This window comes from Serratia sp. CY84636 (assembly GCF_052166245.1).
Taxonomy (GTDB): Bacteria; Pseudomonadota; Gammaproteobacteria; order Enterobacterales; family Enterobacteriaceae; genus Serratia; species Serratia nevei.
This window is the reverse complement of the sequence record NZ_JBJNOX010000009.1, coordinates 44829-71086: the sequence shown is the minus strand read 5'-3', so window position 1 is coordinate 71086 and position 26258 is coordinate 44829. Positions and strand designations below refer to the sequence as shown.

The 26258-nt window shown below is 61.8% G+C and carries 26 protein-coding genes and 1 other RNA gene; 6 read left to right on the top strand and 21 right to left on the bottom strand.

All coding sequences use genetic code 11. The features are described 5' to 3' along the window. Positions 1-4: 4 nt before the first annotated feature. The 12 genes from rbsK to ACJ8QI_RS20555 form a co-directional block, all read right to left on the bottom strand. Positions 5-931: a ribokinase gene (gene rbsK, locus ACJ8QI_RS20610; protein WP_442533006.1), complete on the bottom strand. Its 927-nt coding sequence runs from the start codon at positions 929-931 to the stop codon at positions 5-7. After that, positions 928-1836, bottom strand: a complete 909-nt coding sequence (alsK, locus tag ACJ8QI_RS20605) for an allose kinase (protein WP_087763647.1) — start codon at positions 1834-1836, stop codon at positions 928-930. Before alsK ends, rbsK begins: the two co-directional genes overlap by 4 nt. Positions 1837-1846: 10 nt before the next feature. Continuing rightward, positions 1847-2518 (bottom strand): D-allulose 6-phosphate 3-epimerase, encoded by a 672-nt coding sequence (alsE, locus tag ACJ8QI_RS20600; RefSeq protein WP_033635837.1) that lies wholly within the window; start codon positions 2516-2518, stop codon positions 1847-1849. A gap of 30 nt (positions 2519-2548) precedes the next feature. Continuing rightward, complete coding sequence (locus ACJ8QI_RS20595) at positions 2549-3583, bottom strand: ABC transporter permease (protein ID WP_038871213.1); 1035 nt, start codon at positions 3581-3583, stop codon at positions 2549-2551. A 10-nt stretch (positions 3584-3593) separates the two neighbouring features. Then, positions 3594-4580: an ABC transporter permease gene (locus ACJ8QI_RS20590; protein ID WP_060422852.1), complete on the bottom strand. Its 987-nt coding sequence runs from the start codon at positions 4578-4580 to the stop codon at positions 3594-3596. Beyond that, on the bottom strand, positions 4573-6090 hold the full coding sequence (locus tag ACJ8QI_RS20585) for a sugar ABC transporter ATP-binding protein (RefSeq protein WP_442533005.1): 1518 nt from the start codon (positions 6088-6090) through the stop codon (positions 4573-4575). Before ACJ8QI_RS20585 ends, ACJ8QI_RS20590 begins: the two co-directional genes overlap by 8 nt. 2 nt (positions 6091-6092) lie before the next feature. Then, positions 6093-7076: a substrate-binding domain-containing protein gene (locus ACJ8QI_RS20580; protein ID WP_060422843.1), complete on the bottom strand. Its 984-nt coding sequence runs from the start codon at positions 7074-7076 to the stop codon at positions 6093-6095. Between the two features lie 47 nt (positions 7077-7123). Then, a complete protein-coding gene (locus tag ACJ8QI_RS20575) occupies positions 7124-7942 on the bottom strand; it encodes a DeoR/GlpR family DNA-binding transcription regulator (RefSeq protein WP_004931653.1) in 819 nt (272 codons plus the stop codon). Between the two features lie 378 nt (positions 7943-8320). After that, a complete protein-coding gene (locus ACJ8QI_RS20570) occupies positions 8321-8638 on the bottom strand; it encodes a BrnA antitoxin family protein (RefSeq protein WP_141960186.1) in 318 nt (105 codons plus the stop codon). Then, entirely contained in the window at positions 8601-8924 is a 324-nt protein-coding gene (locus tag ACJ8QI_RS20565) for a BrnT family toxin (protein ID WP_047570632.1), read from the bottom strand. Before ACJ8QI_RS20565 ends, ACJ8QI_RS20570 begins: the two co-directional genes overlap by 38 nt. Positions 8925-9000: 76 nt before the next feature. Continuing rightward, the gene (locus ACJ8QI_RS20560) at positions 9001-9747 is read right to left on the bottom strand and encodes an SDR family oxidoreductase (protein ID WP_442533004.1); all 747 of its coding nucleotides are present in this window, start codon (positions 9745-9747) and stop codon (positions 9001-9003) included. 95 nt (positions 9748-9842) lie between these two features. Further along, positions 9843-10076, bottom strand: a complete 234-nt coding sequence (locus ACJ8QI_RS20555; protein ID WP_060441308.1) for a hypothetical protein — start codon at positions 10074-10076, stop codon at positions 9843-9845. Between the two features lie 189 nt (positions 10077-10265). Between ACJ8QI_RS20555 and ACJ8QI_RS20550 the strand changes: the two genes are divergently transcribed. Genes ACJ8QI_RS20550 through ACJ8QI_RS20540 form a run of 3 tightly spaced genes read left to right on the top strand, consistent with a single transcriptional unit; the run spans position 10266 to position 12875 of the window. After that, positions 10266-10925, top strand: a complete 660-nt coding sequence (locus tag ACJ8QI_RS20550; protein ID WP_187321685.1) for a response regulator — start codon at positions 10266-10268, stop codon at positions 10923-10925. Positions 10926-10929: 4 nt separating this feature from the next. After that, a complete protein-coding gene (locus tag ACJ8QI_RS20545; RefSeq protein ID WP_049199249.1) occupies positions 10930-12339 on the top strand; it encodes an ATP-binding protein in 1410 nt (469 codons plus the stop codon). Positions 12340-12344: 5 nt separating this feature from the next. Continuing rightward, positions 12345-12875 carry a GNAT family N-acetyltransferase gene (locus ACJ8QI_RS20540; RefSeq protein WP_060422828.1) on the top strand — a complete coding sequence of 177 codons (531 nt, stop codon included), beginning with the start codon at positions 12345-12347 and terminating at the stop codon, positions 12873-12875. Between the two features lie 10 nt (positions 12876-12885). On the opposite strand, the gene ACJ8QI_RS20535 is transcribed toward ACJ8QI_RS20540, so the two are convergent. From ACJ8QI_RS20535 to ACJ8QI_RS20500, 8 genes are all read right to left on the bottom strand, one after another. Beyond that, positions 12886-13851 carry a quinone oxidoreductase family protein gene (locus tag ACJ8QI_RS20535; protein ID WP_060441306.1) on the bottom strand — a complete coding sequence of 322 codons (966 nt, stop codon included), beginning with the start codon at positions 13849-13851 and terminating at the stop codon, positions 12886-12888. 108 nt (positions 13852-13959) lie between these two features. Continuing rightward, on the bottom strand, positions 13960-16839 hold the full coding sequence (gene gcvP, locus ACJ8QI_RS20530; protein ID WP_442533003.1) for an aminomethyl-transferring glycine dehydrogenase: 2880 nt from the start codon (positions 16837-16839) through the stop codon (positions 13960-13962). Positions 16840-16931: 92 nt separating this feature from the next. Further along, positions 16932-17318: a glycine cleavage system protein GcvH gene (gene gcvH / locus ACJ8QI_RS20525; RefSeq protein WP_049199255.1), complete on the bottom strand. Its 387-nt coding sequence runs from the start codon at positions 17316-17318 to the stop codon at positions 16932-16934. Between the two features lie 46 nt (positions 17319-17364). Continuing rightward, positions 17365-18462 (bottom strand): glycine cleavage system aminomethyltransferase GcvT, encoded by a 1098-nt coding sequence (gcvT, locus tag ACJ8QI_RS20520; protein ID WP_060448418.1) that lies wholly within the window; start codon positions 18460-18462, stop codon positions 17365-17367. Positions 18463-18968: 506 nt separating this feature from the next. Then, positions 18969-20171 carry an FAD-dependent 2-octaprenylphenol hydroxylase gene (gene ubiI / locus ACJ8QI_RS20515; RefSeq protein ID WP_049273437.1) on the bottom strand — a complete coding sequence of 401 codons (1203 nt, stop codon included), beginning with the start codon at positions 20169-20171 and terminating at the stop codon, positions 18969-18971. An 80-nt stretch (positions 20172-20251) separates the two neighbouring features. Then, on the bottom strand, positions 20252-21430 hold the full coding sequence (ubiH, locus tag ACJ8QI_RS20510; RefSeq protein ID WP_336844307.1) for a 2-octaprenyl-6-methoxyphenyl hydroxylase: 1179 nt from the start codon (positions 21428-21430) through the stop codon (positions 20252-20254). Between the two features lie 4 nt (positions 21431-21434). Then, positions 21435-22748: a Xaa-Pro aminopeptidase gene (gene pepP / locus ACJ8QI_RS20505; RefSeq protein WP_442533002.1), complete on the bottom strand. Its 1314-nt coding sequence runs from the start codon at positions 22746-22748 to the stop codon at positions 21435-21437. Between the two features lie 55 nt (positions 22749-22803). After that, positions 22804-23382, bottom strand: a complete 579-nt coding sequence (locus ACJ8QI_RS20500) for a YecA/YgfB family protein (protein WP_442533001.1) — start codon at positions 23380-23382, stop codon at positions 22804-22806. A 319-nt stretch (positions 23383-23701) separates the two neighbouring features. Between ACJ8QI_RS20500 and zapA the strand changes: the two genes are divergently transcribed. The 3 genes from zapA (at position 23702) to ACJ8QI_RS20485 (ending at position 24915) form a co-directional block, all read left to right on the top strand. Next, entirely contained in the window at positions 23702-24031 is a 330-nt protein-coding gene (gene zapA / locus ACJ8QI_RS20495) for a cell division protein ZapA (protein WP_004931621.1), read from the top strand. Positions 24032-24071: 40 nt separating this feature from the next. Continuing rightward, positions 24072-24254: non-coding RNA, 6S RNA (ssrS, locus tag ACJ8QI_RS20490), on the top strand. 52 nt (positions 24255-24306) lie between these two features. Next, positions 24307-24915, top strand: coding sequence for a 5-formyltetrahydrofolate cyclo-ligase (locus ACJ8QI_RS20485; RefSeq protein WP_164268624.1), 609 nt, complete (start codon positions 24307-24309; stop codon positions 24913-24915). 48 nt (positions 24916-24963) lie between these two features. Here the strand turns inward: ACJ8QI_RS20485 and serA are convergent, their stop codons facing one another. After that, positions 24964-26202: a phosphoglycerate dehydrogenase gene (gene serA / locus ACJ8QI_RS20480; protein WP_025304156.1), complete on the bottom strand. Its 1239-nt coding sequence runs from the start codon at positions 26200-26202 to the stop codon at positions 24964-24966. Positions 26203-26258: the final 56 nt, after the last annotated feature.

Genomic DNA, 26258 nt, shown 5'->3' with positions numbered 1-26258 from the left:
AACGTCAAGCGAACGCCCGCTGGCGTTCCAACGCCTCCTCATAGCTCGGCATCGACCCCGCCGCCCCGGCGCGCTCCACGCAGACCGCCGCGTAGGCGGCGGCAAAGCGCACCGCATCGGCTAACGGCACCTGATTCGCCAGCTGCGCCGCCAGGGCGCCGTTAAACGCATCGCCCGCGCCGGTGGTGTCTTTCGGCTGCGCTGGAAACGCCGGGATCAGCTCGCTGTTTTCCCCGTCCGAGAACAACGCCCCTTGCGTGCCCAAGGTCACGATCAGTAAGCGAATGCCTTTGGCATGCAGCAACTGCGCCGCCTGGCGCGCCGAAGCCACATCCCGCACCGGCACGCCGGTCAGCAACGTACACTCGGTGGCGTTGGGCGTCAGCATATCGACCTGTGCCAGCAGGCTGTCCGGCACCGGCTGAAACGGCGCCGGGTTGAGAATGATGAACGTCTGCGCCTCACGGGCGATGGCGATCACCTGCTCAATCGCCGGCAGATTGTTCTCCAACTGGGTCAACAGAATGTCCGCCGCGGCGATCGCCGGCCGACACTGGCGCACCTCGTCTTCGCTGACCGTCAGGTTGGCGCCGGGATCGACGGCGATCATGTTCTCCGCCTCCTCACCGGCAACGTAGATAAGCGCATTGCCGGTCGGGCAATCGCCGGTCGAGAACAGCGTCACCGCATCGAAACCGGCGGCGGCGAGGTGGCGCCGGGCGAAGGTGCCGAAGTCGTCGCGCCCCACCTTGCCGATATAATGCACCCGCGCCCCGGCGCGCAGCGCGGCGGTGGCCTGGTTGGCCCCCTTACCGCCCGCGCCCATCATGCTGTTGCGGGCGATCAGCGATTCGCCGGGCTGCGGAAAGCGCGCCATGCCGGCGACGATATCCAGGTTGAACGAACCGAACACGCAGACTTTGCCTTTCATTGCGGGTACTCCCTGCTCAATTGGAGGTGGCGCCGGGCGGCCAGGCAGGCGCCTTTGCTGCCGGTTTCATCGGTCAGGCGGCTGATGGAGATCGCCAGCCCCTGCGCCGGCTGCGGCCCGCGCAAATGGCGGCGGATCTCTTGTTCCAGAAGTGCCAACGGGAAACCGCTCATGGCGATCACGCCGCCGCCCAGGATCAGCTGCTGGGGATCGAGCACGTTCATTTCGATGGCGATGGTCTGCGCCAATCGTTCGACGAAGCGCCGCAGATCCGGATGTTCGCCGTGGCGTTCGAACAGCCGTTCGAACGGCGTTTGCGCCGCGTTGGCGCGCGCCCAGCCGGTCAGCCAGTGGCCAGAGGTCAGGCTCTCGACGCAGCCCCGTTTACCGCACGGGCACTCACCCTGATGGCCCGGCCAGGGAATGTGCCCCAGCTCACCGGCGGCGCCGTGCGCCCCGTGATAAAAGTCGCCGTTCAGCCACAGGCTGTTGCCCATGCCGGTGCCCAGATACAGCCCCACCGCCACCTGCGGCAGCGCCGGCAGCTGCTGCAAGTCCCACCACAGCAGATGATTGACGTCTTTATCCATCCGCACCGGCAGCGCCAGCGCATCGGCCAACAGCGCCGCCACCGGCTGGGCGTCCAGCGCTGGGATAAACGGCAGCGACAGCACCCGCGAGCGATCCCGGCTGAGGATCCCCGGCAGCCCGAGCATCACCTGCGCCACCTGACGATCTTTGCAATGCCCGGCGATCAGGCGGCCCAACGCCACCAGCGGATCGGCCTGCCGTGCCCAATCGGCGGTCGCTATCTTGAGGTACCCGCTGAACTCGCCGTCATCATCCATCAACAGCAGGCGGGTATTGGTGCCGCCGACGTCTACGCCAAGAAAATGCCGCATCATGTCCCCCGCCTCAGGCCGCCTGCCGCATCTGATCCAGCATTTTTTCCCATGCCGTCTCCAGATCCGGATCGAGGTTGAACAGCCCGGAGCTGCCGACGATCAAGACTTCCGCGCCGGCGCCCATCAGATCGCGGTAGGTGCGCTGATTGCAGGATCCGTCGATCTCGATCAGATAGCTCAGGTTTTGTTGGCGTTTCAGATCGCGCAACTGGCGGATCTTTTCCAGCATTTCGGGAATGAACGGCTGCCCGGCATAGCCCGGATCGACGGTCATCACGGTGATCTTGTCCAGCAGATGAAGGTAGTGGCGGATAAACTCCACCGGCGTAGCCGGGTTCAGCACTACCCCCACTTTTTTACCCAGCGCGCGGATCTGGTTGATCACCCGGAACGCATCGCGGTTGATGGTTTCGGCGTGCGGGCAGATAAAGTCCGCGCCGGCACGGGCGATCGGGTCGATAAAATCGGTCGGGTTCTCCACCATCAGATGCACGTCCAGCAGCAACGAGGTGTGCGGGCGGATCTGTTCGATAAAGAACGGCGACAGCGTGATGTTTTTAACGTAGTGCCCGTCCATGATGTCGATATGCAGCATATCGGCGCGGCGGTTCAGCACCGCCAATTGCTGGCGGATATCCATCAGGTTCATGCACATCAGTGAAGGTGAAATCTGGTATTTCATTAGCGTTATCCTGCGCAAAAGGGAAAAGGATCAGTGGCCCGCTGCGGCTCTGGCCTGGGCCGCGCTGCGGCGCATCGCCCGCCGCTGCCGATAGCGATGGCGGAAAAACTTCAGCGCCAGCACTGCGATCAGCACCGCGCCCCACATCGCCAGGCTGAAATGCGGGCTGACGTTCATCAGGTTCAAACCGGTGGCGATCACCTGCAGCACCACCAGCGCCAGGACCACGCCGCTGACCCGGCCAAAACCGCCGAATGGATCGGTGCCGCCCAAAATGATCGCCAGCACCGTCAGCAGCAGATAAGAATCGCCGTAGCCCATGCGCGCCGAGTTGAAGCGCGCCATCATCACCAGCCCGGCGATCACGCACAGCAGGCTGGAGAGGGTGTAAATGGCGATCAGCACCCGATGGGTATTCACGCCGCTGAAGTGGGTGGCGTTGATGTTGCTGCCACTCATGTAGATGCATTTGCCGAGCCGGGTTTTCTGCAAGAACAGCGCCAGCAGCACGGCAACCGCCAGGAAGATCCACAGCGGTACCGGCACGCCCAGCACGCGCTCGGCGCCGATAAACCGCACGATCTCCGGCATGCCGCTCAGGGCCGCACCGCGCGTCAGATAGATACCGATGCCGTTGACCGTGGTCATGGTGGCCAGCGTCACCAGAATCGGATGCGCGCCGACGTAGGCCACCAACGCGCCGGTCGCCGCGCCGATCATCACGGCCAGCAGCATCGCCGCCGCCAGCGCCAACACCAGCCACAGCGCCTGTAGCCCCAGCCCGGCGTCCGGCGGCAGATAGCTGATGAACAGCCAGGCCATCAGCAGGCTGGTCAGGTTGGCGCTGGCGATAATGCACAGGTTCAGGCCGCCGCTGAGGATCGGGATGAACATCGCCAGGGTCAGCAGGCCCAGCTCCGGCAGCTGGAACGCCACGCTGGTGAAGGTGGCGCCGCTGAAGAAGCGCCCCGGCATCAGCAGGCTGAAGGCCAGCACCACCGCCACCAGCAGCGCCAACAGGCCGACAGCAGTGCCGTCCGGACGAAATTTCAGGTAGTTGCCCATCAGGCGCTCCTCAGGCGAAACCGACGTCGGTTTCTTTGCGTTTCTTGTAGTGGGTGACGGTAATCGCCGCGACGATCACCAGGCCGATCACCACGTTCATGAAGTAGCTGGACACGCCGATCAGGTTGAGACCGTTTTTCAGCACGCCGATCAGGAATACGCCCATCAGCGTGCCGATCACGCTGCCCTTGCCGCCGTTCAGGCTGGCGCCGCCCAGCACCGCCGCCGCCAGTACATCGAGCTCACCGCCCACCAGCGCATTGGGCACCACCTCCCCCATGCGGTACACCTGCACCAGGCCGCCGATCGCCGCCATCACGCCCAGATAGCCATAGGCGAACAGGTGCAGCAGGCCGACGCGGATGCCGATGCGCCGCGCCGACTCCGCATCGCCGCCGACGGCAAACAGCTGGCGCCCGAGGTGCGTCTTGTTCAGCAGCAGCCAGGTCAGCAGGGCCACCGCCAGCATCACCAGCGTCGGCAAACCGAGCTGATAGCTCTGTTCACCCAGCTGAAACGGCAGCACGCTGCGCGGCAGCGTCCACCAGTCCGGCAGCGCGTACAGGCTGCGGCCGTTGGTCAGCCACATCAGCATGCCGAACAACAACGCCTGCATACTGATGGTGACGATGATCGAGACGATGCGCAGGCAGTAGATCAACAGCGCGTTGACCATGCCCAGCGCGGCGCCGATCGCCAACGCCAGCAGAATGCTGCCCGCCGGGCTGGCCAGCCCGTAGTGGGTCGCCAGCGTGGCGATCAGGTACTGCACCACCGAGGCCACCGCCGCGAAGGAGATATCGATACCGCCGGTCACCAGCACCACGAACAGGCCAAGGGCGAAAATGCCGCTCACCGCATAGCTTTCGCTGAGATCGAGCAGGTTTTGCACCGTCAAAAACCGATCGCTGAGCAGCGAAAAAACGATGACCGTCAGCAGCAGTACCCAGGCCAGGTAGCCTTCGTTGCCGCGCGGTTTCAGGCTGAATCTACGCATTGACCGCCTCCGCCAGCTGGTGCTGGCTCACCTGCCCCGGCAGGTATTCGCCGATCACGCTGCCGCCGCTGAAGTGCAGCACCCGATCGCAGTTGTAATACACCTCCGGCACCTCGTCGGAGATCAGTAAAATGGCGATCCCCTCCTGCGCCAGCAGATGGATCAGTTGATAGATGCTGGCCTTGGCGCCAACGTCGACGCCGACGGTCGGCGAGTCGAGGATCAGGATCCGCGGCTGGGTCAGCACCCACTTGGCCAACACGATCTTTTGCTGATTGCCGCCGGACAGCGTCGAAACCGCCTGCTCCGGATCCGCCACCCGCACGCCAAGTTTGGCGATCCACTCCGCGACGATGCGATTCTTGCGGTAGTCGTCAATCAGGCGAAAACGCCCGCGCAGCTTATCGAGAATGGTCAGCACCGCGTTGTCCGCCACCGACTGTTGCTGCACCAGGCCGAGCGTCAGGCGATCCTCCGAGACGTAGCCGATGCCGGCTTTGATCGCGTCCTCATGGCCGCGAAAGCGCACCGGTTTGCTGTCGAGGTAGAGCTTGCCGCTGTCCGGCCGGGTCATGCCGAACAGGCTCAGCGCCAGCTCGGTGCGCCCGGAGCCGAGCAGGCCGCATAGACCGAGCACCTCCCCCTGATGCAGCCGGAAGCTCACGTCCTGATACTGCCCGGTGCGGCTGAGGCGATCCGCCTCCAACATCACCCGATCCTTATTCATGCTCGGTGACTTCAGGCGATAGTCCAGCTTCAGACCGGTCATCAACTCGGTCAGACGATCGCCGGTGATCTCCGCCGCCGGCCAGGTGCCGATCTTGTTGCCGTCGCGGATCACCGTGACGCGATCCGAAATTTCCAGCACCTCGTCCAGCCGGTGGCTGACGAACACCACGCAGATGCCTTTCGCTTTCAGGTAATCCACCGTGCGCAGCAGCTGATTGACCTCGGTGCGGGTCAGCGAGGCGGTCGGTTCATCCATGATCACCAGCCGCGCCTCCGCCACCAGCGCGCGGCAGATCGCCACCTGCTGGCGCTGGGCGATCGGCAGCTCCGCCACCCGTTTGTCGAGATCCAGATGGAAACCCAGCTCCTGCAGCAGCCGCTCGGCGGTGCGCCGCAGCCGTTCCGGGCGGTACCATCCCAGCAGCCCATGCAGGTTGTGCTCGAAGGCGATGTTTTCCGCCACCGTCAGGTTGGGAAACAGCGACAGATCCTGGTAGATCACCTGAATGCCGAAGGCGCGCGCCTGATCCGGCGACAGCCGACCGAAGGTTTGCCCGTCGATGGTGATGCGGCTGCCGTCGTCCGGTTGATACACGCCGGCGATCGCCTTGATCAACGTACTCTTGCCGCAGCCGTTGGTACCCGCCAGGCAGTGCACTTCCCCCGGCATCAGCGCCAGCGAGATAGCGTTCAGCGCACGCTGGCCGCCAAAGGTCATCGACAGCTGCTGCAGCGCGATCAGCGGCGCGCCCTGCGTTGCCGTATTACCGGAAATCGCCATGATTACAGCCCCATCTTCACCAGCTTCGGCAGGTTTTGCTTATCCAGGCTTTCGGTGGCGTTGCCGAGAATGGTGTGCTGCTGCGCATCCACCTGCACCTTGCCCATGCCTTCGATGGTCATGCCGTCGGTGATTTTTTCTCCCTTATGCATCATGTCGGCGATGCGCACGAACACTTCGCCCGCCACCAGCGGATTCCAGATATAGCCACCCTTGATGGCGCCACGGTTGACCAGCGAAGCGCCCTGGCCCGGGCTGAACGGCCCGATGACGCAGATATCGTTGCTTTTGCCGCGGTTGAGCACCGCGCGCCCGGCGCCGATCGGCCCCTGTGAACCAAAGGCCAGCACGCCTTTCAGATCGGGATATTTGGCCATCAGATCGTTGGTGGTGCGCACGCTGTCATCCAGCGATTCGCCCACGCCGAACTTGTCGCCCACCAGCTGCATGTTCGGGTAGTGCTGCTTCTGGTAGTTGATCGCCGAGTCTGACCAGGTGATGTGCAGCGGCACCGTCAGGCTGCCGACATACACCGCGTACTTGCCCTGCTCTTTCATGCAGGCGGCCAGCGCTTTCATGTGGTTGACGCCGTGCTGCGAGGCGTCCACCAGCTCAAAGTCCCAGTCGGCGTACTTTTGGCCGGGGGATTCGTGCACGATCACCTTGATGCCCGCTTCCTGCGCGCGCTTGAGCACCGGCTCCAGCACCCGGGCGTCGTTCGGCACCACGCCGATGATGTCCACCTTCTGCGCGATCAGATCTTCGATGGCGCGCACCTGCAGCGCCGGGTCCGCCGCCGTCGGCCCGACCATCCAGGCGTCGATGCCGCGTTTGGCGCCCTCGCTTTTGATGCCGGCCTCCATGGCGTTGAACCAGGGAATGCCGCCGATCTTCACCACCACGCCCATTTTCAGCTTGTCCGCCGCCTGCGCGGAGACCGAAAGCAGCAGCGAGGCAAACAGACCGACCAGTACGGATTTTTTCATTGTTCTCTCTCCACAAGTGTTGGCTGTAATAAGGGTTTTCGTTGTTGTTATCGCGCCGCCCTTTTCGCGGCGGGTGAAACTTCAATCACGTCTACGTTGTTCCAGGCCAGTTCCTGACGAAATTCGTCGTCGCTGAGCCGATCGGTGATTAAGGTATCTATCTCCCGGTAGTGGCAGATGCGCGCGAACGAGCGGCGGCCGAACTTGTTGCTGTCCACCAGCAGGAACTTGCGCTCCGACGCCAGCAGCATCTGCTGCTTCAACCGCGCATGGTGCTCATTGCTCTCGCGGATGCCGCCGTCCTGACAGATGCCGTGGCAGGAGAAGAACAGCTTGTTGATCACAAACTCCTTCAACATCTGTTCCGCCAGCACGCCGATAAAATCCTCGTACTTGGCGGAATACTCGCCCCCCAGTCCGATGGTGCGCACGTTGGCCTTGCAGGCCAGCGTCTGGATGATGTGCAGCGAGTTGGTCAATACCACCAGCGAGATATCCGGCAGTTGGCGCGCCAAAAACCAGCTGGTGGAGCTGCTGTCCAGCAGCAGACAATCCCCCGGCGCGATAAATTCCAGCGCGCGTTTGGCGATGCGCGTTTTCTGCTCCGGCGCCTCGTTGCTGCGCTGGCGGAAAGATTCCCCCTGGTCTATCTCAGCGGGCACATAGGTTTTCTCCACCGCCGGCGGCTCGACGAACACCGCGCCGCCGTGGCTGCGCAGCAGCAGGCCGCGCCGTTCCAGCAAGGCCAAATCACGCCGCGCCGTCTCGATAGAGATATGGCACAGCTGCGCCACCTCCTGCACCATCACGCGGCCGCGCTGGCTCAAGACTTCGGTGATAAAGCGATGACGTTCTACAGGCAGCATGTTTCTTTTCTCCTCCAGGACGATGATTACGATATCGATTTGCCGCGCCGTGTTTTGCGCGCAGACGCAAAGCGCATCGCCCCGCGATCGGTCAACGATGGCGGTGTGATAGTTGTCAAAAAAATCGGGAAGGAAATGAAATGAATAATTACGAAAGTGTGGAGTAACAGTCAGTTATGATGTGTTCGCGTCTGCGACAGACAGGAGAGAAACGGTAAACGGTCACAATTCCACGTTCCGCAACATGACCGTTAATGACCGTTTTTGTGGTTTTGACCGAACGCCGCCGAGCGGCAGCTAATGCTGGTAGGCTTTACCTGAAAAACTGCAAAAAAATCCGGTGAGAACCTCACCGGACCGTTACCCGTCTGACACGACTTATTCCTCGCGCTCATGCTCTTTCAACATTGCCTCACGCAACACAGCGTTCAGGCGTTTCTGATAGCCTTTGCCTGGCCGCTGAAGCCAGGCCAACACATCCGCATCAATTCGGATGGTTTTCGATACTTTCATCGGTTTATAAAAACGCCCCTGCACCGCAGTCTGCCACTTTTCCTCACCCAAGGCCGGGGCATCGGCATAATCGATCTCCTCATCCGGCAGCGCACTCAACGAAGCAATTTGCGCTTTCTGCTCCTCCGTCAACGGAGGGAGTACGCTATGCGCCAGATTTTTGGCTGAATTTTTGCGCTTCATATCTTCCCCTCTCTTTGGCATCGGCCTTGCGTGCTGAAATGATACGCACGATCTCTACTGTATCGCCTTCGACATCCGTTTCGATCGTCGTATGCGCCACCAGCAGCAGCAAACAGGAGCCGACCATACCGAGCGTTTGCCAGCGTTCTTCTCCGCCCTCGATCCTCTCCAGCACGGCCAAATGGTTGGGATCCAGAAAAACCCGTTGCGCAATCTCAAAACTGACGCGGTGTTTACGCTGGTTGCTGTGATTTTTATCCTGATTCCATTCAAAATAAACATACATTTTTGTAACTACATTTTGATTGTTATTTAATCAAAATACACTCCGCACGGCGGGATGTCAAAACCCCCTCATGCATTCAACGCCCGCCTGCGGCCTCGATAAAAGTGCCGGTCACGTAAGACGCGGCGTCAGACAGCAGCCAGGCGATCGCCTCCGCCACTTCCTGCGGCTGCCCGCCGCGCTGCATCGGTAAACTGTCCTTCACGCGATCCACCCGGCCGGGCTCGCCGCCGCTGGCGTGCATCTCGGTATAGATGAATCCGGGCCGCACGCCGTTGACGCGGATGCCCTGCGCCGCCACCTCGCGCGATAACCCGATGGTCAGGGTATCGACGGCGCCTTTCGAGGCGGCGTAATCGACGTATTCCCCGGCCGCCCCCAACCGGGACGCCGCGGAGGAAACGTTGACGATAGCGCCGCCCTGCCCGCCATGGCGCAGCGCCATGCGCTTCACCGCCTCGCGGCAACACAGGAAGTAACCGGTCACGTTGGTGCCGAGCACCTGATTGATGCGCTCGGCGGTCAATTGTTCAATGTTCGCCTGCTGGAACAGAACCCCGGCATTGTTGACCAGCGCGCTGAGCGTGCCCAGCCCGGCGTCCAGCGCAGCGAACATCGCCATCACCTGTGCTTCATCGGCCACGTCGGCCTGCAGCGCCAGCGCCTTGCCGCCCTGCGCCTCAATCTGCGCCACCACCTGCCGCGCCGCGCTTTCGTCGCGCAGGTAATTCACCCCCACCGCATAGCCCTGCCGGGCCAGCCGCAAAGCGGTCGCACGACCAATTCCCCGGCTCGCGCCTGTGACCAATGCCACTTTCGTCATATTGTTTTTCTCTGGTTGGCGATATCAACACAGCGGCCTGTGCACAGGCGCCCCGTTTGCCCGTCAGAGTATAGAGCCGCGCGCTAAAAAACGCTTTAAAGCTGAGCCAGGCGGCGCAGCTGCTTTTTAATGCGCGCTTTGACGCAGCCGTAGGCGTCCGGCGTCGTCACCTGATGCCCCCGTTGTAAGCCGGCAGCATGCAGGCCGCTATGGCCATGGCTCTGGGCGTCGCCGCGAAAAGACAGCATCAACAGAACGAGCACGGCCGCCACGCCTGCATATATCAGCCGCCGCGAGGTGCCCGCAGGCGGGGAACCGTCAGTCTGCATGTTTCGCTCCTTCTGTTGTGGTATCGAATGGCAGCAAAATAACTGAAATTCCACCGCGTTCCCTTAACGCGAGATTAAAGCCAGATTAAGGTTTGCTTAAGAACGCGCAGGCAAAGCGAGTTTCCCCGTTGTCTTCCCGGCAGGGTTATAGTTAGATAATCGCGACTTGAAGATCTCAGCGGAACAAACGTGAACATACTGTTGGTGGAAGACGACCTGCAATTAGGCAAGGCGCTGTGCCGCGCATTGGAGCTCACCGGCTTTAATTTGTGCTGGGTGCGCCTGCTCGCGGACGCGGAAAATAAACTTTCACCCGGCGGGTTCGACCTGATGCTGTTGGATCTTACGCTGCCGGACGGCGACGGTTTGCAAAAGCTAATCGCCTGGCGCGCAGCCGGGCAAAATATCCCCATCATCATCCTGACCGCCCGCGACCGCATCGAAAGCCTGGTGAACAGCCTGGATTCCGGCGCGGACGACTTTCTGGCCAAACCCTTTGCGCTGCCCGAGCTCATCTCACGCGTCAAGGCGGTCAACCGACGCATGGCGGGCTTCGCTTCGCAAACCTGGAGCCTCGGCACGCTGTATCTCGACCCGGTAAACCATCAGGTGACGCTGGATAACGCACTGCTGATGCTGTCGAAAAAAGAGTATCACCTGCTGCACGAGCTGATGCGCTGTGCCGGCACCGTGGTGCGCAAAGCGGTGTTGGAACAGCGGCTGTTCGGCCACGGCGACAGCGTGGAAAGCAACTCGCTGGAAGTGCACATGCATAATTTACGGCGCAAGATCGGTAAAGAAAGAATTATTACCGTACGCGGCATTGGTTATTTGCTGAAGAAAGAGTAGCAGGATGATCGGTTTCAAATCCTTCTTTATGCGCACCATTATTTTCCAGGTCCTGGCCATTTTATTATTGTGGGGGATCCTCGTCGCCTGGGTGAAATATTGGTATTACCCCGACATGGAAAAATATTTCGATAACCAGCAACGCATCGTCGCCGTGGGTATCGCCAATATTCTCGATGAAACCGGCACCGACAATATCGATTACCGCGGCATCATCAAGACCATTGAAGGCATGTACATTGATTCCATCAATAACGGCATGCAGGATCAAATCGATTACCACCCGCTGTTCGTGGTTTACGATCGGGACAACCGGGTGCTTTACAGTTCGCAGACGCAGGGAGAGCCGCTGCGCCTGCCGCCTTCGGTGCTGTCCGGCTCCGTTAAGTACGCCGGCGCCAACTGGCATCTTGCCGGCAGCTGGAGCGAAAAGCGTCAATACCGGGTGATCGTCGGCGAGTCGTTCAACGATCGCACCACGCTGTTCGGTAACCCGGCGGAAAGCACCGCCATGCCGCTGCTGGGCATTCTGGCGGCGATCATCATCACCCTGCTGTTTACCGCCTACTTCAGCCTGCGGCCGCTGCGCCAGATCGCCCGCACCATCTCCGATCGCCAGCCGGGTAACCTGTCGCCGATCAACGTCAGCGAGCAGTATCAGGAAATCCGGCCGGTGGTGGTGGAGGTCAACAAGCTGATGGCGCGCATCGACGCCGCCAACCAGCGCGAAAAACGCTTTATGGCCGATGCGGCGCACGAACTGCGCACGCCGATCGCCGCCGTGCTGGCGCAGCTGCATCTGCTGACCCAGGTCTCGGAGCAACAGGAGCGCCGGGAGATCATCGGCGACATGCAGCAGGGGCTGGATCGCGCGGCGTCGCTGTCGCGCCAGCTGATCAACCTGGCCAAGCTGGAGGCGGAGGATTTTCCGCTGAAAATCGAGGCGGTGGACATTTACGCCGACATTGGCAAATGCATCGCGCAGCACGTCCCCTATGCGCTGGAAAAGGATGTGGAACTCTCGCTCGACGGCAGCGAGGACGTGGTGATAAACACCGATCGCCATGCGCTGATTGCCATCTTCACCAATCTGCTGGACAACGCGCTCAAGTACGCGCCGCCCGGTAGCCGCATCGAAGCCAATATCCGTTCGCTGGCACCGCTCGGCTGCTATATTACGTTGCGCGACAACGGCCCCGGAGTGAGCGAAGAGCACCTTCCGCGCCTGTTTGAACGCTTTTACCGCGTGCCCGGCACGCAGCAAACCGGCAGCGGGCTGGGATTGGCCATCGCCCGGAACCTGGCCGACAAAATCGGCGCGCAGCTGCGCGTCACTGAAGGCCTCGACGATCGCGGCATCGGTTTTATTATCGATTTGCCGGAAAGTTACCGGCCACAGACTGAGAGTGAATAACGATCATGAGCGCCCCTGTTCTGCTGCAACGGCAGCAACTCGACCGCCTATGGGATATCGACCGCAGTGAAGTCATCGACACCCTGTATCGCCTGCAGGACGGCAAGCTGCAAGCCTACCCGGACTACTACGACGTGCGCGGTTGGGATCCGCACGACCAGGAAACCTATACGCCAATCCACGAAGCCTGCTTCGATCGCGGCGGCGCGTTCTTCGCGCGGTTCGAAGGCGAGGAGATCGTCGCGGCGGCGGCGCTGGACACCGAGCCGCGCGGCCCGCAGCGGGATCTGCGCCAGCTGCTGTTCTTTTACGTCAGCGCGCACCAACGCGGCCTGGGGCTGGGCAAGCAGCTGTTTCAACTCTGCCTGCGTCAGGCGGCGCAGGAAGGCGCCGCCGGGCTATACGTCTCCTCCATCCCTAACAAAAGCACCGTAGACTTCTATCTGGCGCAGGGCTGCCGGCTCATCGAGCGCCCGGATGCCGAGCTGTTCGCCCGCGAGCCGGAGGATATTCACCTGGTCTGCCCTTGCCGTTAACGGCAAGGGCCTAACGGGCGATGCGTATCACCGAACGCACGTCGCTTTTCTTGTTCAGATCCCACACCTCGGCGATCTCCGCCAACGCGTGCTCCTGCGTCTCGATAGTGAGCGCGCCCGTCGCCGCCAGCGCCAGAATTTCGGTCGCGTAGCGCTGCATCTCCGGGATCGGCGGGAAGTTGCCGGTGCCGCTGCCGAGGATCTGCAGCTGATTGCTGCGCAATACCGCCGCCGGCAGCCGGATGTCCGGCGCGGCCATCGAGCCAACGTTGACCAGGCGAATGCCGCGCCCGCCGGCGTAAGACGAGAGATCGTGATTATTGAGCGTCGCGAGCAGCGCTTCGGTCGCCGGGCCCCAGATATAATCGACGATCACCTGATAACCGCCCGGCCCCGCCGCCGCCGCGAAGGCCTGCGTCAGCGCCTCGCCCTGCAGGCTCAGATCCACCGTGGCATCCACGCCCAACGCCTCCAACACGCTCAGCCGACGGCCGGCGGCAACGATGCGCCCGGCTCCCGCCTGACGCGCCGCCGCAACCGCCAGTTTGCCCGAGGTGCCGGTAGCGCCGATGATCAGCACCGTTTCACCGGGCTGCAGATCCGCTCGCCAGCGCAGCGGCAGCCAGGCGGCGAAGGCCGGATTGATCAGCGCCGCCGCCGTGGCGTCGTCTACCGCCTCCGGCACCGGCACCGTCCATGACGCGACGCTGCGCTCAGCCATCGCGCCGTAAGGACGGCGGAAGGAGGCGAAATAGACCCGTTGCCCGTCGGCCGTCCGGCCCACGCCGTCGGTGCCGGGCACGATCGGCAGCTGCTTGGGGCTGGAGTAATGGGTGCCGGCGACGGTAGCGCGATCCAGCTGTTTGATGCCGGCCGCCAGAACCTCGATCGGCACTTCATTCGCCTGCGCCTGGGGCTCCTCAAAGGTGCCGAAAACCGGGGCTTGCCCCAGCGCTGTTACGATTGCCGCTTGCATGGTGACTCCTCAAATCGTGGGAACGTACAGAAAAGAATAGGCCGCAATAAAATAAAAAGGGACACCGCATGATGCGGTGTCCCCCGAACACAAACTTTGCCGAACGTGTTATTCGTAATCGCTCATCGGCACGCAAGAACAGAACAGGTTACGGTCGCCGTACACGTCGTCCAGGCGCTTAACGCTCGGCCAGTACTTGTTCTCGCGCACGCCGGCCACCGGGAACACCGCCAGCTCGCGGCTGTACGGGTGCTGCCAGTCGCTGACCAGCTCCGCCTGCACGTGCGGCGCATTCACCAGCGGGTTATCTTCCAGCGGCCATTCGCCTTTGGCGACGCGATCGATCTCGCTGCGGATCGCCAGCATCGCATCGATAAAGCGATCCAGTTCCACCTTGCTTTCCGACTCGGTCGGCTCGACCATCAGCGTGCCCGCCACCGGGAACGACATGGTCGGCGCGTGGAAGCCGAAGTCGATCAGGCGCTTGGCGATGTCCATTTCGCTGATGCCGGTCTCTTCCTTCAGCGGGCGAATATCGAGGATACATTCGTGCGCCACGCGGTGATCGCGGCCGGTATACAGAATCGGGTATGCGCCTTTCAGGCGGGTAGCGATGTAGTTGGCGTTCAGGATCGCCATCTGGCTGGCCTGCTTCAGGCCTTCCGCGCCCATCATGCGGATGTACATCCAGCTGATAGGCAGGATGGAGGCGCTGCCGAACGGCGCTGCGGAAACCGCACCCTGCTGGGTGGTTACGCCGTCGATCTGCACAACGCTGTGGCCCGGCACGAACGGCGCCAGGTGCGCTTTCACGCCGATCGGGCCCATGCCCGGACCGCCGCCGCCGTGTGGGATGCAGAAGGTTTTATGCAGGTTGAGGTGCGAAACGTCCGCGCCGATGTAGCCTGGCGTGGTGATACCCACCTGGGCGTTCATGTTGGCGCCGTCCAGATACACCTGACCGCCGAACTGATGCACGATCTGGCACACTTCGCGGATGGTTTCTTCATACACGCCGTGGGTCGACGGGTAGGTCACCATGATGCAAGAGAGTTCTTCGCCCGCCTGCTCTGCCTTGACGCGCAGATCGTGCAGATCGATGTTGCCGTTCTTGTCGCAGGCGACCACCACCACGCTCATGCCCGCCATTTGGGCAGAGGCCGGGTTGGTGCCGTGTGCCGAGCTCGGGATCAGGCAGACGTGGCGGCCCGCTTCGTTACGGCTTTCGTGGTAGCGACGGATCGCCAGCAGGCCGGCGTATTCGCCCTGCGCGCCGGAGTTCGGCTGCATGCACACCGCGTCATAGCCGGTCAGCTGTACCAGCCACTGAGACAGTTGGCCGATCATCTGCTGGTAGCCGGCAGCCTGCTCCGGCGGGCAGAACGGATGCAGCTCGGAGAATTCAGGCCAGGTGATCGGGATCATCTCCGCCGCAGCGTTCAATTTCATGGTGCAAGAACCCAGCGGGATCATCGCCTGGTTCAGCGCCAGATCCTTACGTTCCAGACGGTGCATGTAACGCATCATCTCGGTTTCGCTGTGATAGCGATTGAATACCGGATGGGTCAGGATCGGATCCTGACGCAGCATGGCGGCCGGGATCGATTGGCTGCTCTTGCTCACCGCCGCGTCCAGCGCGTCGATGTCCAGGCCGTGGTTGTCGCCGACCAGCAGTGTGAACAGCGTCTGCACGTCTTCCCGCGAGGTGGCTTCGTCCAGCGTGATGCCCACGGCGCCGTGGATATCGGTACGCAGGTTGATGCCGAAGCTCAGCGCGCGTTCCAGCACCGCCGCTTTGTCTTTCACTTCAACGGTCAGGGTGTCGAACCAGGTGTTGTGACGCAGCGTCAGGCCGGCCTTCTGCAGCCCGGCGGCCAGAATGTCGGTCAGGCGATGGATACGCCCGGCGATGCGCTGCAGCCCCTGTGGGCCGTGGTACACCGCGTACAGGCTGGCGATATTGGCCAGCAGCACCTGCGAGGTACAGATATTCGAGTTGGCCTTCTCGCGGCGGATATGCTGCTCGCGGGTCTGCATCGCCATGCGCAGCGCGGTGTTGCCGGCGGCATCACGGGAAACGCCGATGATGCGGCCCGGCATCGAGCGCTTGAACTCGTCGCGGCAGGCGAAGAAGGCGGCGTGCGGGCCGCCGTAGCCCATCGGCACGCCGAAGCGCTGCGCGGAGCCGAACACCACGTCGGCGCCCTGCTTGCCCGGCGCGGTCAGCAGCACCAGGGCCATGATGTCGGCGGCCACGCTGGTGATGATTTTGCGCGATTTCAATTCAGCCAGCAGCGCGCTGTAGTCGTGCAGCTCGCCGGTGGTGCCCACCTGTTGCAGCAGCACGCCGAACACGCCGTCCAGCTCCAGCACTTTTTCCGCTTTATCGACGATGACGTCGAAGCCGAAGGTTTCGGCGCGGGTGCGCACCACGTCCAGCGTCTGTGGATGCACGTCGTCAGCCACGAAGAAGCGGTTGGCGTCTTTCAGCTTGCTGGCGCGTTTGGCCAAGGCCATCGCTTCGGCGGCGGCGGTGGCTTCATCCAGCAGCGAAGCGGAAGCCAGATCCAGGCCGGTCAGATCGAGGGTCACGGTCTGGAAGTTCAGTAGCGCTTCCAGGCGGCCCTGCGACACTTCCGGCTGATAAGGGGTATAAGCGGTGTACCAACCCGGATTTTCCAGCATGTTGCGCAGGATCACCGGCGGCGTCAGCACGGCGCTGTAGCCCATGCCGATATAGGATTTGTAGCGCTGATTTTGCGAGGCGATCGCCTTCAGCTCAGCCAGCGCCTGGTGTTCGGTCGCCGCGTCGCCGACCGGCGGCGGCCCCGGCAGCTGAATGTCCGCCGGCACGATCTGTTGGATCAGCGCGCTGAGCGAGCGAGCGCCCACCGCTGCCAGCAACTCCTGGCGTTGTTCCGCAGAAGAGCCGATGTGGCGTTCAATGAACGCTTCGCTGTGTTCGAGTTGGCTGAGTGTCTGAGTCATTGCTACAAATTCCTGAATGCTTGCGTGATACGGGATATAGCTTGAGCGGTAACTAAAACGCCCCGGCCAAAAGGCCTGGGGCGTGGTCACGATTACTCGTCGATCGAGGCCTGATAAGCCGCGGCGTCCAGCAGGTTCGCCAGCTCGCCTTCGTCGGCGGCTTTAATCTGGAACAGGAAGCCGTCACCGTAAGGCTCGCTGTTCACCAGCTCCGGGGAGCTTTCCAGCTCGCCGTTCACCGCCACGATTTCGCCGCTGATCGGCGCGTAAATGTCCGACGCCGCCTTGACGGACTCCGCCACGGCGCAATCTTCACCGGCGGCGACTTTGCGGCCCACTTCCGGCAGATCGACAAACACCATATCGCCCAGCAGTTCCTGCGCGTGTTCGGTGATGCCTACGGTGTAAACGCCGTTACCTTCTGAACGAACCCACTCGTGGGAGGATGCGTATTTCAATTCTGTTGGCACATTGCTCATCGCCGATTACTCCTTCGAAGAAATAAAAGAATCAATCAATAAAAAATCAATTTGTCAGCGGCTTGCCGGCGCGAACGAAACCGGGCTTGGTCACTTTGACCGGCATTTCACGGTTGCGGATCTGCACGATGGCCTGCTCGCCGATACCTGCCGGCACGCGCGCCAGCGCGATGCTGAAGCCCAGCGTCGGAGAGAACGAACCGCTGGTGATCACGCCTTCGTGAGTTTGCCCCGCCGCGTCGGTGAAACGCACCGGCAGCTCATTACGTAATACGCCTTTTTCCGTCATGATCAAGCCGACCAGTTGCTCGGTGCCCTGCTCGCGCTGTTGTTCCAGCGCTTCGCGGCCGATGAAACGGCGATCGTCCGGCTGCCAGGCGATGGTCCAGCCCATGTTGGCGGCCAGCGGTGAAACGCCTTCGTCCATCTCTTGCCCGTAGAGGTTCATGCCCGCTTCCAGACGCAGCGTGTCGCGCGCGCCCAGACCGGCCGGCTTGACGCCCGCGGCCAGCAATTTTTGCCAGAAATCCGCCGCCTGCTCTTTCGGCAGCGCGATCTCATAGCCGGCCTCGCCGGTGTAACCGGTGGTGGCGATGAACAGCTCGCCGGCCTGCACGCCGAAGAACGGCTTCATGCCTTCGACCGCACTTTTTTGTTCCGGGGTGAACAGCGTGCCGGCACGCTCTTTGGCCTGCGGGCCCTGTACCGCGATCAGCGCCAGATCGTCGCGCACCGTCAGCGCAACGCCATACGGCGCGGCGTGCTCTTCAATCCAGGCCAGGTCTTTGTCGCGCGTGGCGGAGTTCACCACCAGGCGGAAATAGTCTTCAGTGAGGAAATAAACGATCAGGTCGTCGATCACGCCGCCGGAGGCATTCAGCATGCCGGTGTACAGCGCCTTGCCGGGTTGGGTCAGTTTGGCGACGTCGTTCGCCAGCAGGTAGCGCAGGAACTCGCGGGTGCGGGCGCCATGCAGATCCACGATGGTCATGTGAGACACGTCGAACATGCCGGCATCCTGACGCACCGCGTGGTGCTCATCGAGCTGCGAGCCGTAGTGCAGCGGCATCATCCAGCCGTGAAAGTCTACCATGCGCGCACCGCACGCCACGTGCTGGTCGTACAGTGGGGTTTGCTTTGCCATCTTTTCCCTCTTTCCACTCGTCGCTAGAAGTTAGGGTGCTGCCACGCAATGCGGCGGAGCCTGGCTCGCGGCCCGATCGCCATGGCGCACTGACTGCTCAACACAAATGCTGCGCCGGGACGGGCGGAAACTGCGTGCAACCGCCGTGACGCAAACGATACCTTTCCCTCGAACTTATCACCGAACGACCACATTAACCATAAGTTAAAATAGGCTCATCGCCGTTCCAGGGCGGTAAAATGCCGGGCTAGTGTGCAGAGTTTTTCACTGGAAAAATGCGCTTTAAGGCACAAAATTAACAATTAAAGCGGCAAAACTCCGAAGTTATATAACAAACCGACGGCCGCGCATGAGATTCCGACTTTTGATAACCGAACATGGAATTAGAAAAAGTAATGATAAAAAGCGGCTGAAATTAGATTATTTCAAATGAAGGGTTATATAAGGAAAGACGATGGCATAAGGCGAGAAGCGCGAGCCCGCTGGGGGCTCGCAGAAGGCAGGTATCAGGCAAGCCACTCGGGCAGATCGTTCAGGCCCATTGCCTGACGCACCAGCTTTGGCTTGACGCCCGGCAGGCTGTCCGCCAGCCGCAGTCCCACGTCGCGCAGCAGCTTTTTGGCCGGGTGGTTGCCGTCGAACAGTTCGCGGAAACCCTGCATGCTGGCCAGCATCACCGCCGCGCCATGTTTGCGGCGGCGCTCATAGCGGCGCAGATAGAGGTGCTGGCCGATATCCTTGCCCTGCCGCTGCAGGCGGCGCAGTTCGGCAATCAGCTCGGCGGCGTCCATAAAGCCCAGGTTCACGCCCTGTCCGGCCAGCGGATGCACGGTATGCGCCGCATCGCCCACCAGCGCCAGGCGGTGCGCGGCGAAGCTGCGCGCATAGCGGCCGGTCAGCGGGAACGCCAACCGCTCGCTTTCCAGGCTGCAGGCGCCCAGACGCATATCGAAGGCCATCGCCAGTTCGCGGTTGAACTGCTCCGGCTCAAGCTGTTTGAGCCGCTCGGCGTCTTCCGGCGTCACCGACCAGACGATGGAACTCAAATGCGGATCGCTGAACGGCAGGAACGCCAGAATGCCGTCGCCGTGGAAAATTTGCCGCGCCGTCGCCTGATGCGGCTCTTCGGTGCGAATGGTGGCAACCAGCGCATGGTGGCGGTAATCCCAGAAGGTGAGCGGGATGTCGGCGTGCTGGCGCAGCCACGACTGGGCGCCGTCGGCGCCGATCACCAGACGGGCGGTCAGCATGCGCCCGTCCTCCAGCGTAACGAAGGCATCGTTCTCGCCCCACGCCACCTGCTTGAGCGCGGCCGGGGTAATCAGCGTGATGTCCGACAGGCTTTCGGCGCGTTTCCACAGCGCCTGCTGGATCACCGAGTTTTCGATAATGTGGCCGAGATGGCTGAAGCCGCACTCGTCGCCGCGGAAGGCGATTTTGCCGAAGCTGTCGCGCTCCCACACTTCCATCGCGTTGTAAGCGCTGGCGCGCTGCTGGAGAATGTCGTCCCACACGCCGATGTGCTGCAGCAAACGCTCGCTGGCGGCATTGATGGCGGAGACGCGCAGCGCAGGCTGCTCCGACGGCGGCGCCATGTCCGGCTGGCGCTGTTCCAGCACCGCCACGCGCAGCCCGCTGCCCTGCAGGCCGCAGGCCAACGCCAACCCCACCATACCGCCACCGGCGATAATCACGTCAAATGATTGCATGCTGCTCGATTTCCTTAAATAACGCGCGACGCCTTGCCGCGCCGCGTTTTGGGCGCGCCACAGGGCGCCCGATTCTGTGTCTAACGTTCCACCCAGCCCAGCGTGCGCTTGGCGAAGGCGTCGCGCACCGCCGGCAAACGCTCCATCGCCATCAGCCCCAGATTACGGCCGACCACCAGCGGGACATAACGGTTGGCGAACAGGCGGATCAATCCGTCGGTCACGCCGATCGTCGCCTGCTGATCGTTTTGCCGCCGCTGCTGATAGCGGCTCAGCAGCGCATAACCGCCGGCGTCTTCGCCGCTGTCTACCGCTTCCGCCAGCGTTTCCGCCAGCGACATCACGTCGCGCAGGCCGAGGTTGAACCCCTGCCCGGCGATCGGGTGCAGCGTCTGCGCCGCGTTGCCCACCAGCGCCAGACGATGGCTGACATGACGATCGGCGGTCAGCAGGCTGAGCGGATAACTGTGCCGTTTACCGGCCTTGAGGATACGCCCCAGCCGCCAGCCGAAGGCCTGTTGCAGCTCGGCGATAAAACGCTCGTCGTCCCAGGCATCCACCCGGGCGCGATCTTCGCGCGCGTGGCACCACACCAGCGAACTGCGCCCCTGCGACATCGGCAGCAGCGCCAGCGGCCCGTAGCGGGTAAAACGCTCGAAGGCGCGCCCCTGCGGATCTTCCGCCGTGGTGACGTTGGCGATGGTGGCGAACTGCGGATACTCCTCCTGCCGCCACTGCACGTTGCAGGCCTGCGCCAGCGCCGAACGCGAACCGTCGGCCGCCACCAGCAGCTGCCCGCACAGCCGCAGACCGGTATCCAGTTGCACTTCCGCCCGCTCTGCGGTGCGAATCACGTCCACCACCCGCGCGGGGCAATGCAGCGTAACGCCCGGCGCCTTCGCCAGCAGCGCGAACAGCCGCTGCCCGGCGTCGTGCAGTTCGATCACCTGGCCAAGCGCATCGACCTGATAATCCTGCGCCCGCAGATTCACGAAACCGGCATGGCCGCGATCGCTGACGTGCACCTGAGTGATCGGCGTGGCGCAGTCGCGCAGCGCCGGCCAAACACCGATGCGCGCCAGCTGTTGGCAGGTGCCCTGCGCCAATGCGATGGCGCGGGCGTCAAAGCCCGGATGGCTGCGGTCATCCGGCCGAGTCGCCTCGACCAGATCCACGGCCATTCTTCCCTGAGTAAGCGACGAGATAGCCAGCGCCAGCGTCGCGCCCGCCATACCGCCACCAACGATAATTACGCTCATTCCGTTACCTTGCCGCCGCCATCAAAGCCTCGATGGCATCGGCGTCTTTCACCACGGTGGCGGTCAGATTTTCGTTGCCGTCGGCGGTGATCACGATGTCGTCCTCGATGCGGATGCCGATGCCGCGGTATTCCGCCGGCACGTCCGCATCCGGCGCAATGTACAGCCCCGGTTCCACGGTCAGCACCATGCCCGGCTCCAGCAGCCGATCGCGGCTCGGCGTGCCGTAGTGGCCGACGTCGTGCACGTCGAGGCCCAGCCAGTGGCTCAGCCCGTGCATAAAGAACTGCCGGTGCGCCTGCTCGGCAATCAGTTGGTCGACTTCACCTTTCAAGACGCCCAGTTCCACCAGCCCGACCACCATGATGCGCACCACTTCGTCGTTGACTTCGCGGATGCTGGTGCCGGGTTTGAACAATGCCAAAGCGCGCAGCAGCGACGTCAGCACAATGTCGTACACCGCGCGCTGCGGCTTGCTGAACTTGCCGTTGACCGGGAAGGTGCGGGTAATGTCGCCGGCATACCCCTGATACTCGCAGCCGGCGTCGATCAGCACCAAATCGCCGTCGCGCATCTGGCTCTCGTTCTCGGTGTAGTGCAAGATGCAGCCGTTTTCGCCGCTGCCGACGATGGTGTTGTAAGACGGGTAGCGGGCGCCGAGGCGGGTGAATTCATGATGAATCTCCGCTTCCAGCTGGTATTCGAACATGCCAGGACGGCATTTTTCCATCGCGCGGGTATGCGCCAGCGCGCTGATCTCACCGGCGCGGCGCATCACCGCCAGCTCTTCCGGCGATTTGAACAGGCGCATGTCGTGCAGCCACGGCCGCCAGTCGGTCACGGTGGCCGGCGCCTGCAGATTCTGGCGGAACCCCTTGCGCAGCTTGTCCAGCGCATCGAACAGGATCTGATCGGCGTAGGCGTATTCGCCCTGCGCGTGGTAGACCACGTCCAGGCCGTTGAGCAGCAGGTGCAGCTGATCATTGATTTCATCGAACGGCAGCGCGCGATCCACGCCCAGCTTCGCCGGCGCAGCGTCTTGCCCCAGGCGGCGGCCAAACCAGATTTCCGCCGTCAGATCGCGCACCCGATTGAACAGCACGCTGTGGTTGTGCGTTTCGTCGCTTTTGATCAGCACCAGCACCGCTTCCGGCTCATTGAAGCCGGTCAGGTACCAAAAGTCGCTGTTCTGCCGATAGGGATAGTCTGAATCTGCACTGCGCGTCGTTTCCGGCGCAGAGAAAATAACCGCCGCGCTGGCCGGCGCCATTTTCGCCAACAGCGCCTGACGGCGGTTGTTGAATTCCTGCTGAGTCATTACCTTCTCCTGAAATCATGCCATCCGCACCGCCGGCGGAGGGGCGATAAGACGCTTAGTGCAACGTCGGTTTGATGTTTTCCGGCGCCGTTGGCTTGTGACGGGTGAATTCGCCGTGGCACATGATGGCGGCAACCCGCACATACTCCGCCACTTCTTCCAGCGACTGTTCCAATTCTTCCTGATCTTCGTCTTCGTCGTAGCCCAGCTGCGCGATGTTGCGCAGATCGTCGATCGCTTCCCCGACTTCGTCTTTCACCTGAGCCAGCTTCGGCTGCATCATCCCCAGGCCGAGCAGGAAGTGGTTGACCCAACCGGCCAGCGCGTCGGCGCGATCGAACACGCTGACGATCCCCCCTTCCGGCAGCATCAGTTGGAACAGGAATTCGTCGTCTTCCAGCGTTTCGCGCGTCACTTCATACAGCTGTTGCAGCGGTTGGCTGAGCGCCTGCGGGAAGGCGACGCCTTCGTTGGTCAGATCGTGCACCAGCGCCTGCCAGCCGGCATCACGGCTGCCGCCGCACAACAGGCCGCTGATCAGGCCATGCATTTCTGCCGCGGTCAGCGCCACCGACTGCTGGTTGAGGGCCACGGTCAAAGATTGGTAACTTGGAAATGTATTCTGTATAGACATGCGCATTCGTCATCGTTGGCAGGATAAGTTCGTGTTATGCTACCACCAAGGTCCGTCGCTATACCAGATAAGCGCGACACCTCAGTGGCTAGTTATAATCGCGATGTGGCAGGTTTCACACTGCGCCGTCGGGTGGCGAAAGTGCGGTAAATACGCATTTTGAAACCCTTTTTTGACTGGCAATGTGCGCCACAGTAGATTACAACCAGGTACTGAAAAAGGGGTTGTATCTTGGTACCGAGGTATATATAGTGGCGCCCGCTTTGACGGCCCGGCCAGGGCGGACAAGGCTGGCGCGAAATTTAGGCAGGAAGGTGGCATGTCTGCACAACCGGTAGATATTCAAATTTTTGGCCGCTCGTTAAGAGTCAATTGCCCGCCAGAACAACAAGATGCGTTGAATATGGCGGCGGACGATCTTAACCAACGGTTGCAAGATCTTAAAGTTCGCACTAGAGTCTCCAATACTGAGCAACTGGTTTTCATCGCGGCATTGAACGTCTGTCACGAACTTGCTCAAGAACGGTTGAAAACCCGTGACTATGCGTCCAATATGGAACAACGCATACGGATGCTGCAGCAGACCATTGAACAAGCGCTGCTTGAACAAGGTCGCATCTCTGAACGTCAGGATGCACAATTCGAATAACTTAAGTTGTTGAAATCACAGTTTCGGCAACGAGTACAAAATTTCTCTGAGATGTTCGCCAGCGGGCCAGTCCCCTGAGCCGATATTTAGTACAAACAGAATGTGTTGCTCCGCGATCGGTGAGCACGCTCGGTGCGCCGAGAAGCCTTAAGATTGCGACGGCACGTTCACCTTGAACCATGGGTTCAAGGGTTACAGCCTGCGACGGCATCTCGGAGATTCCCCTTCTCAGCGGTTTATGTGTGCCGAACGCCACACTGAGCAAGCCTGATACGATGCCTTTTCAACCCCAATTCGCGCAGCAGCGCCAGGCCATTCGCCAACTCATTCGCCAACGCCGACGCGAACTTACGCCGGATCAGCAACGCTTTGCCGCAGACAAGATAACCGAGCGCCTTGCCGCACATGCACGCATTCAGGCGGCGCACAGCATCGCGGTCTTCCTGTCATTTGACGGTGAACTCGATACCGGGCCGCTGATCGAGCAGCTGTGGACGCTCGGCAAACGGGTTTACCTGCCGGTGCTGCACCCGTTCAGCCCGGGTCACCTGCTGTTCCTGCGCTATGCGCCGGAAACGCCGCTGGTGAGCAATCGCTTCAATATTCTCGAACCGCGCCTCGATGTGCGCCAGGTGTTGCCGCTGGGCGAGCTGGACGTCGTGCTGACGCCGCTGGTGGCATTCGATCATACCGGGCAGCGTCTGGGTATGGGGGGCGGCTTTTACGATCGCACCCTGCAAAACTGGCAGAGCGACGGCCCCTATCCCATCGGGCTGGCCCATGATTGCCAGCAGGTGGAGCACCTGCCGACCGAGCACTGGGATATCCCGCTGCCGGAAATCCTCACCCCGCTCTGCAGCTGGGCGTGGCACGAACCTAAATAGCAAAAGGCCGGATCGCTCCGGCCTTTTTCGTTGCGGCATGCCGCCTAATCAGAACAGCAGACGGGCGCGAATAGTGCCGTCGATGGCCTTCATGCGCTGCAGCGCGGCGTCGGCGCGCGCGGTTTCCGCTTCGATGTCGATCACCACGTAGCCGATTTCCGGGCCGGTTTGCAGATACTGCGCGGCGATGTTAACCCCCTCTTCGGCGAAGATCTGGTTAATCTGCGTCAGCACGCCCGGACGGTTTTCGTGGATGTGCAGCAGGCGGCTGGCGTTCGGGCCATGCGCCGGGAGCGACACTTCCGGGAAGTTGACGGCGGACAGGGTCGATCCGTTGTCGGAGTATTTCGCCAGCTTGCCGGCCACTTCGTCGCCGATGTTCTCCTGCGCTTCCTGAGTGGAGCCGCCGATGTGCGGCGTCAACAACACGTTGTCGAACTCACACAGCGGCGAGTTGAACGGATCGCTGTTGGTTGCCGGCTCTTCCGGGAAGACGTCGATCGCCGCGCCCGCCAGGTGATTGCTGGCCAGCGCATCGCACAGCGCGGGAATATCCACCACGGTGCCGCGCGAGGCGTTGATCAGAATGGCGCCTGGTTTCATCAGCGCCAGCTCTTCCGCTCCCATCATGTTCTTGGTGGCCAGCGTTTCCGGCACGTGCAGCGTCACCACGTCGCTCATATTGAGCAGGTCGGACAGATGGCGCACCTGCTGCGCATTACCTAACGGCAGCTTGTTCTCGATATCGTAGAAGAACACCTTCATGCCCAGCCCTTCGGCCAGAATGCCAAGCTGGGTGCCGATATGGCCGTAGCCGATGATACCCAGCTTTTTACCGCGCGCCTCATAGGAGCCCACGGCCAGTTTGTGCCACACGCCGCGGTGCGCCTTGGCGTTGGCGGCCGGAATGCCGCGCAGCATCAACAGCAGCTCGCCCAGCACCATTTCGGCCACGGATCGGGTATTGGAGAAGGGGGCGTTGAAGACCGGAATACCGCGTTTGGTCGCCGCTTTCAGATCAACCTGGTTGGTGCCGATGCAGAAGCAGCCCACCGCCACCAGTTTTTCTGCGGCGGCGAACACCTCTTCGGTCAGATGCGTACGCGATCGGATGCCGACGAAGTGTGCATCGCGGATGGATGCCTTCAGCGATTCGGTGTCTAACGCACCCTTGTGGTATTCGATGTTGGTATAACCGGCGGCACGTAAATTATCGACCGTGCTCTGATGAACCCCTTCCACCAACAGGAATTTAATCCTGTCTTTCTCCAATGATACTTTTGCCATTTACCCGACCCTATGTTCAGACTTCAGAAGCGGCTGTGACGACACAGCTCCCATCC

Coding starts and splice junctions, on each gene's coding strand:
- rbsK (WP_442533006.1), bottom strand. CDS start 931: ATGAAAGGCAAAGTCTGCGTGTTCGGTTCGTTCAACCTGGATATCGTC.
- alsK (WP_087763647.1), bottom strand. CDS start 1,836: ATGATGCGGCATTTTCTTGGCGTAGACGTCGGCGGCACCAATACCCGC.
- gcvP (WP_442533003.1), bottom strand. CDS start 16,839: ATGACTCAGACACTCAGCCAACTCGAACACAGCGAAGCGTTCATTGAA.
- ACJ8QI_RS20555 (WP_060441308.1), bottom strand. CDS start 10,076: ATGCAGACTGACGGTTCCCCGCCTGCGGGCACCTCGCGGCGGCTGATA.
- alsE (WP_033635837.1), bottom strand. CDS start 2,518: ATGAAATACCAGATTTCACCTTCACTGATGTGCATGAACCTGATGGAT.
- ubiI (WP_049273437.1), bottom strand. CDS start 20,171: ATGCAATCATTTGACGTGATTATCGCCGGTGGCGGTATGGTGGGGTTG.
- ubiH (WP_336844307.1), bottom strand. CDS start 21,430: ATGAGCGTAATTATCGTTGGTGGCGGTATGGCGGGCGCGACGCTGGCG.
- ACJ8QI_RS20590 (WP_060422852.1), bottom strand. CDS start 4,580: ATGCGTAGATTCAGCCTGAAACCGCGCGGCAACGAAGGCTACCTGGCC.
- ACJ8QI_RS20485 (WP_164268624.1), top strand. CDS start 24,307: ATGCCTTTTCAACCCCAATTCGCGCAGCAGCGCCAGGCCATTCGCCAA.
- ACJ8QI_RS20540 (WP_060422828.1), top strand. CDS start 12,345: ATGAGCGCCCCTGTTCTGCTGCAACGGCAGCAACTCGACCGCCTATGG.
- ACJ8QI_RS20535 (WP_060441306.1), bottom strand. CDS start 13,851: ATGCAAGCGGCAATCGTAACAGCGCTGGGGCAAGCCCCGGTTTTCGGC.
- zapA (WP_004931621.1), top strand. CDS start 23,702: ATGTCTGCACAACCGGTAGATATTCAAATTTTTGGCCGCTCGTTAAGA.
- serA (WP_025304156.1), bottom strand. CDS start 26,202: ATGGCAAAAGTATCATTGGAGAAAGACAGGATTAAATTCCTGTTGGTG.
- ACJ8QI_RS20580 (WP_060422843.1), bottom strand. CDS start 7,076: ATGAAAAAATCCGTACTGGTCGGTCTGTTTGCCTCGCTGCTGCTTTCG.
- ACJ8QI_RS20570 (WP_141960186.1), bottom strand. CDS start 8,638: ATGAAGCGCAAAAATTCAGCCAAAAATCTGGCGCATAGCGTACTCCCT.
- ACJ8QI_RS20595 (WP_038871213.1), bottom strand. CDS start 3,583: ATGGGCAACTACCTGAAATTTCGTCCGGACGGCACTGCTGTCGGCCTG.
- gcvH (WP_049199255.1), bottom strand. CDS start 17,318: ATGAGCAATGTGCCAACAGAATTGAAATACGCATCCTCCCACGAGTGG.
- ACJ8QI_RS20585 (WP_442533005.1), bottom strand. CDS start 6,090: ATGGCGATTTCCGGTAATACGGCAACGCAGGGCGCGCCGCTGATCGCG.
- gcvT (WP_060448418.1), bottom strand. CDS start 18,462: ATGGCAAAGCAAACCCCACTGTACGACCAGCACGTGGCGTGCGGTGCG.
- pepP (WP_442533002.1), bottom strand. CDS start 22,748: ATGACTCAGCAGGAATTCAACAACCGCCGTCAGGCGCTGTTGGCGAAA.
- ACJ8QI_RS20500 (WP_442533001.1), bottom strand. CDS start 23,382: ATGTCTATACAGAATACATTTCCAAGTTACCAATCTTTGACCGTGGCC.
- ACJ8QI_RS20545 (WP_049199249.1), top strand. CDS start 10,930: ATGATCGGTTTCAAATCCTTCTTTATGCGCACCATTATTTTCCAGGTC.
- ACJ8QI_RS20560 (WP_442533004.1), bottom strand. CDS start 9,747: ATGACGAAAGTGGCATTGGTCACAGGCGCGAGCCGGGGAATTGGTCGT.
- ACJ8QI_RS20565 (WP_047570632.1), bottom strand. CDS start 8,924: ATGTATGTTTATTTTGAATGGAATCAGGATAAAAATCACAGCAACCAG.
- ACJ8QI_RS20575 (WP_004931653.1), bottom strand. CDS start 7,942: ATGCTGCCTGTAGAACGTCATCGCTTTATCACCGAAGTCTTGAGCCAG.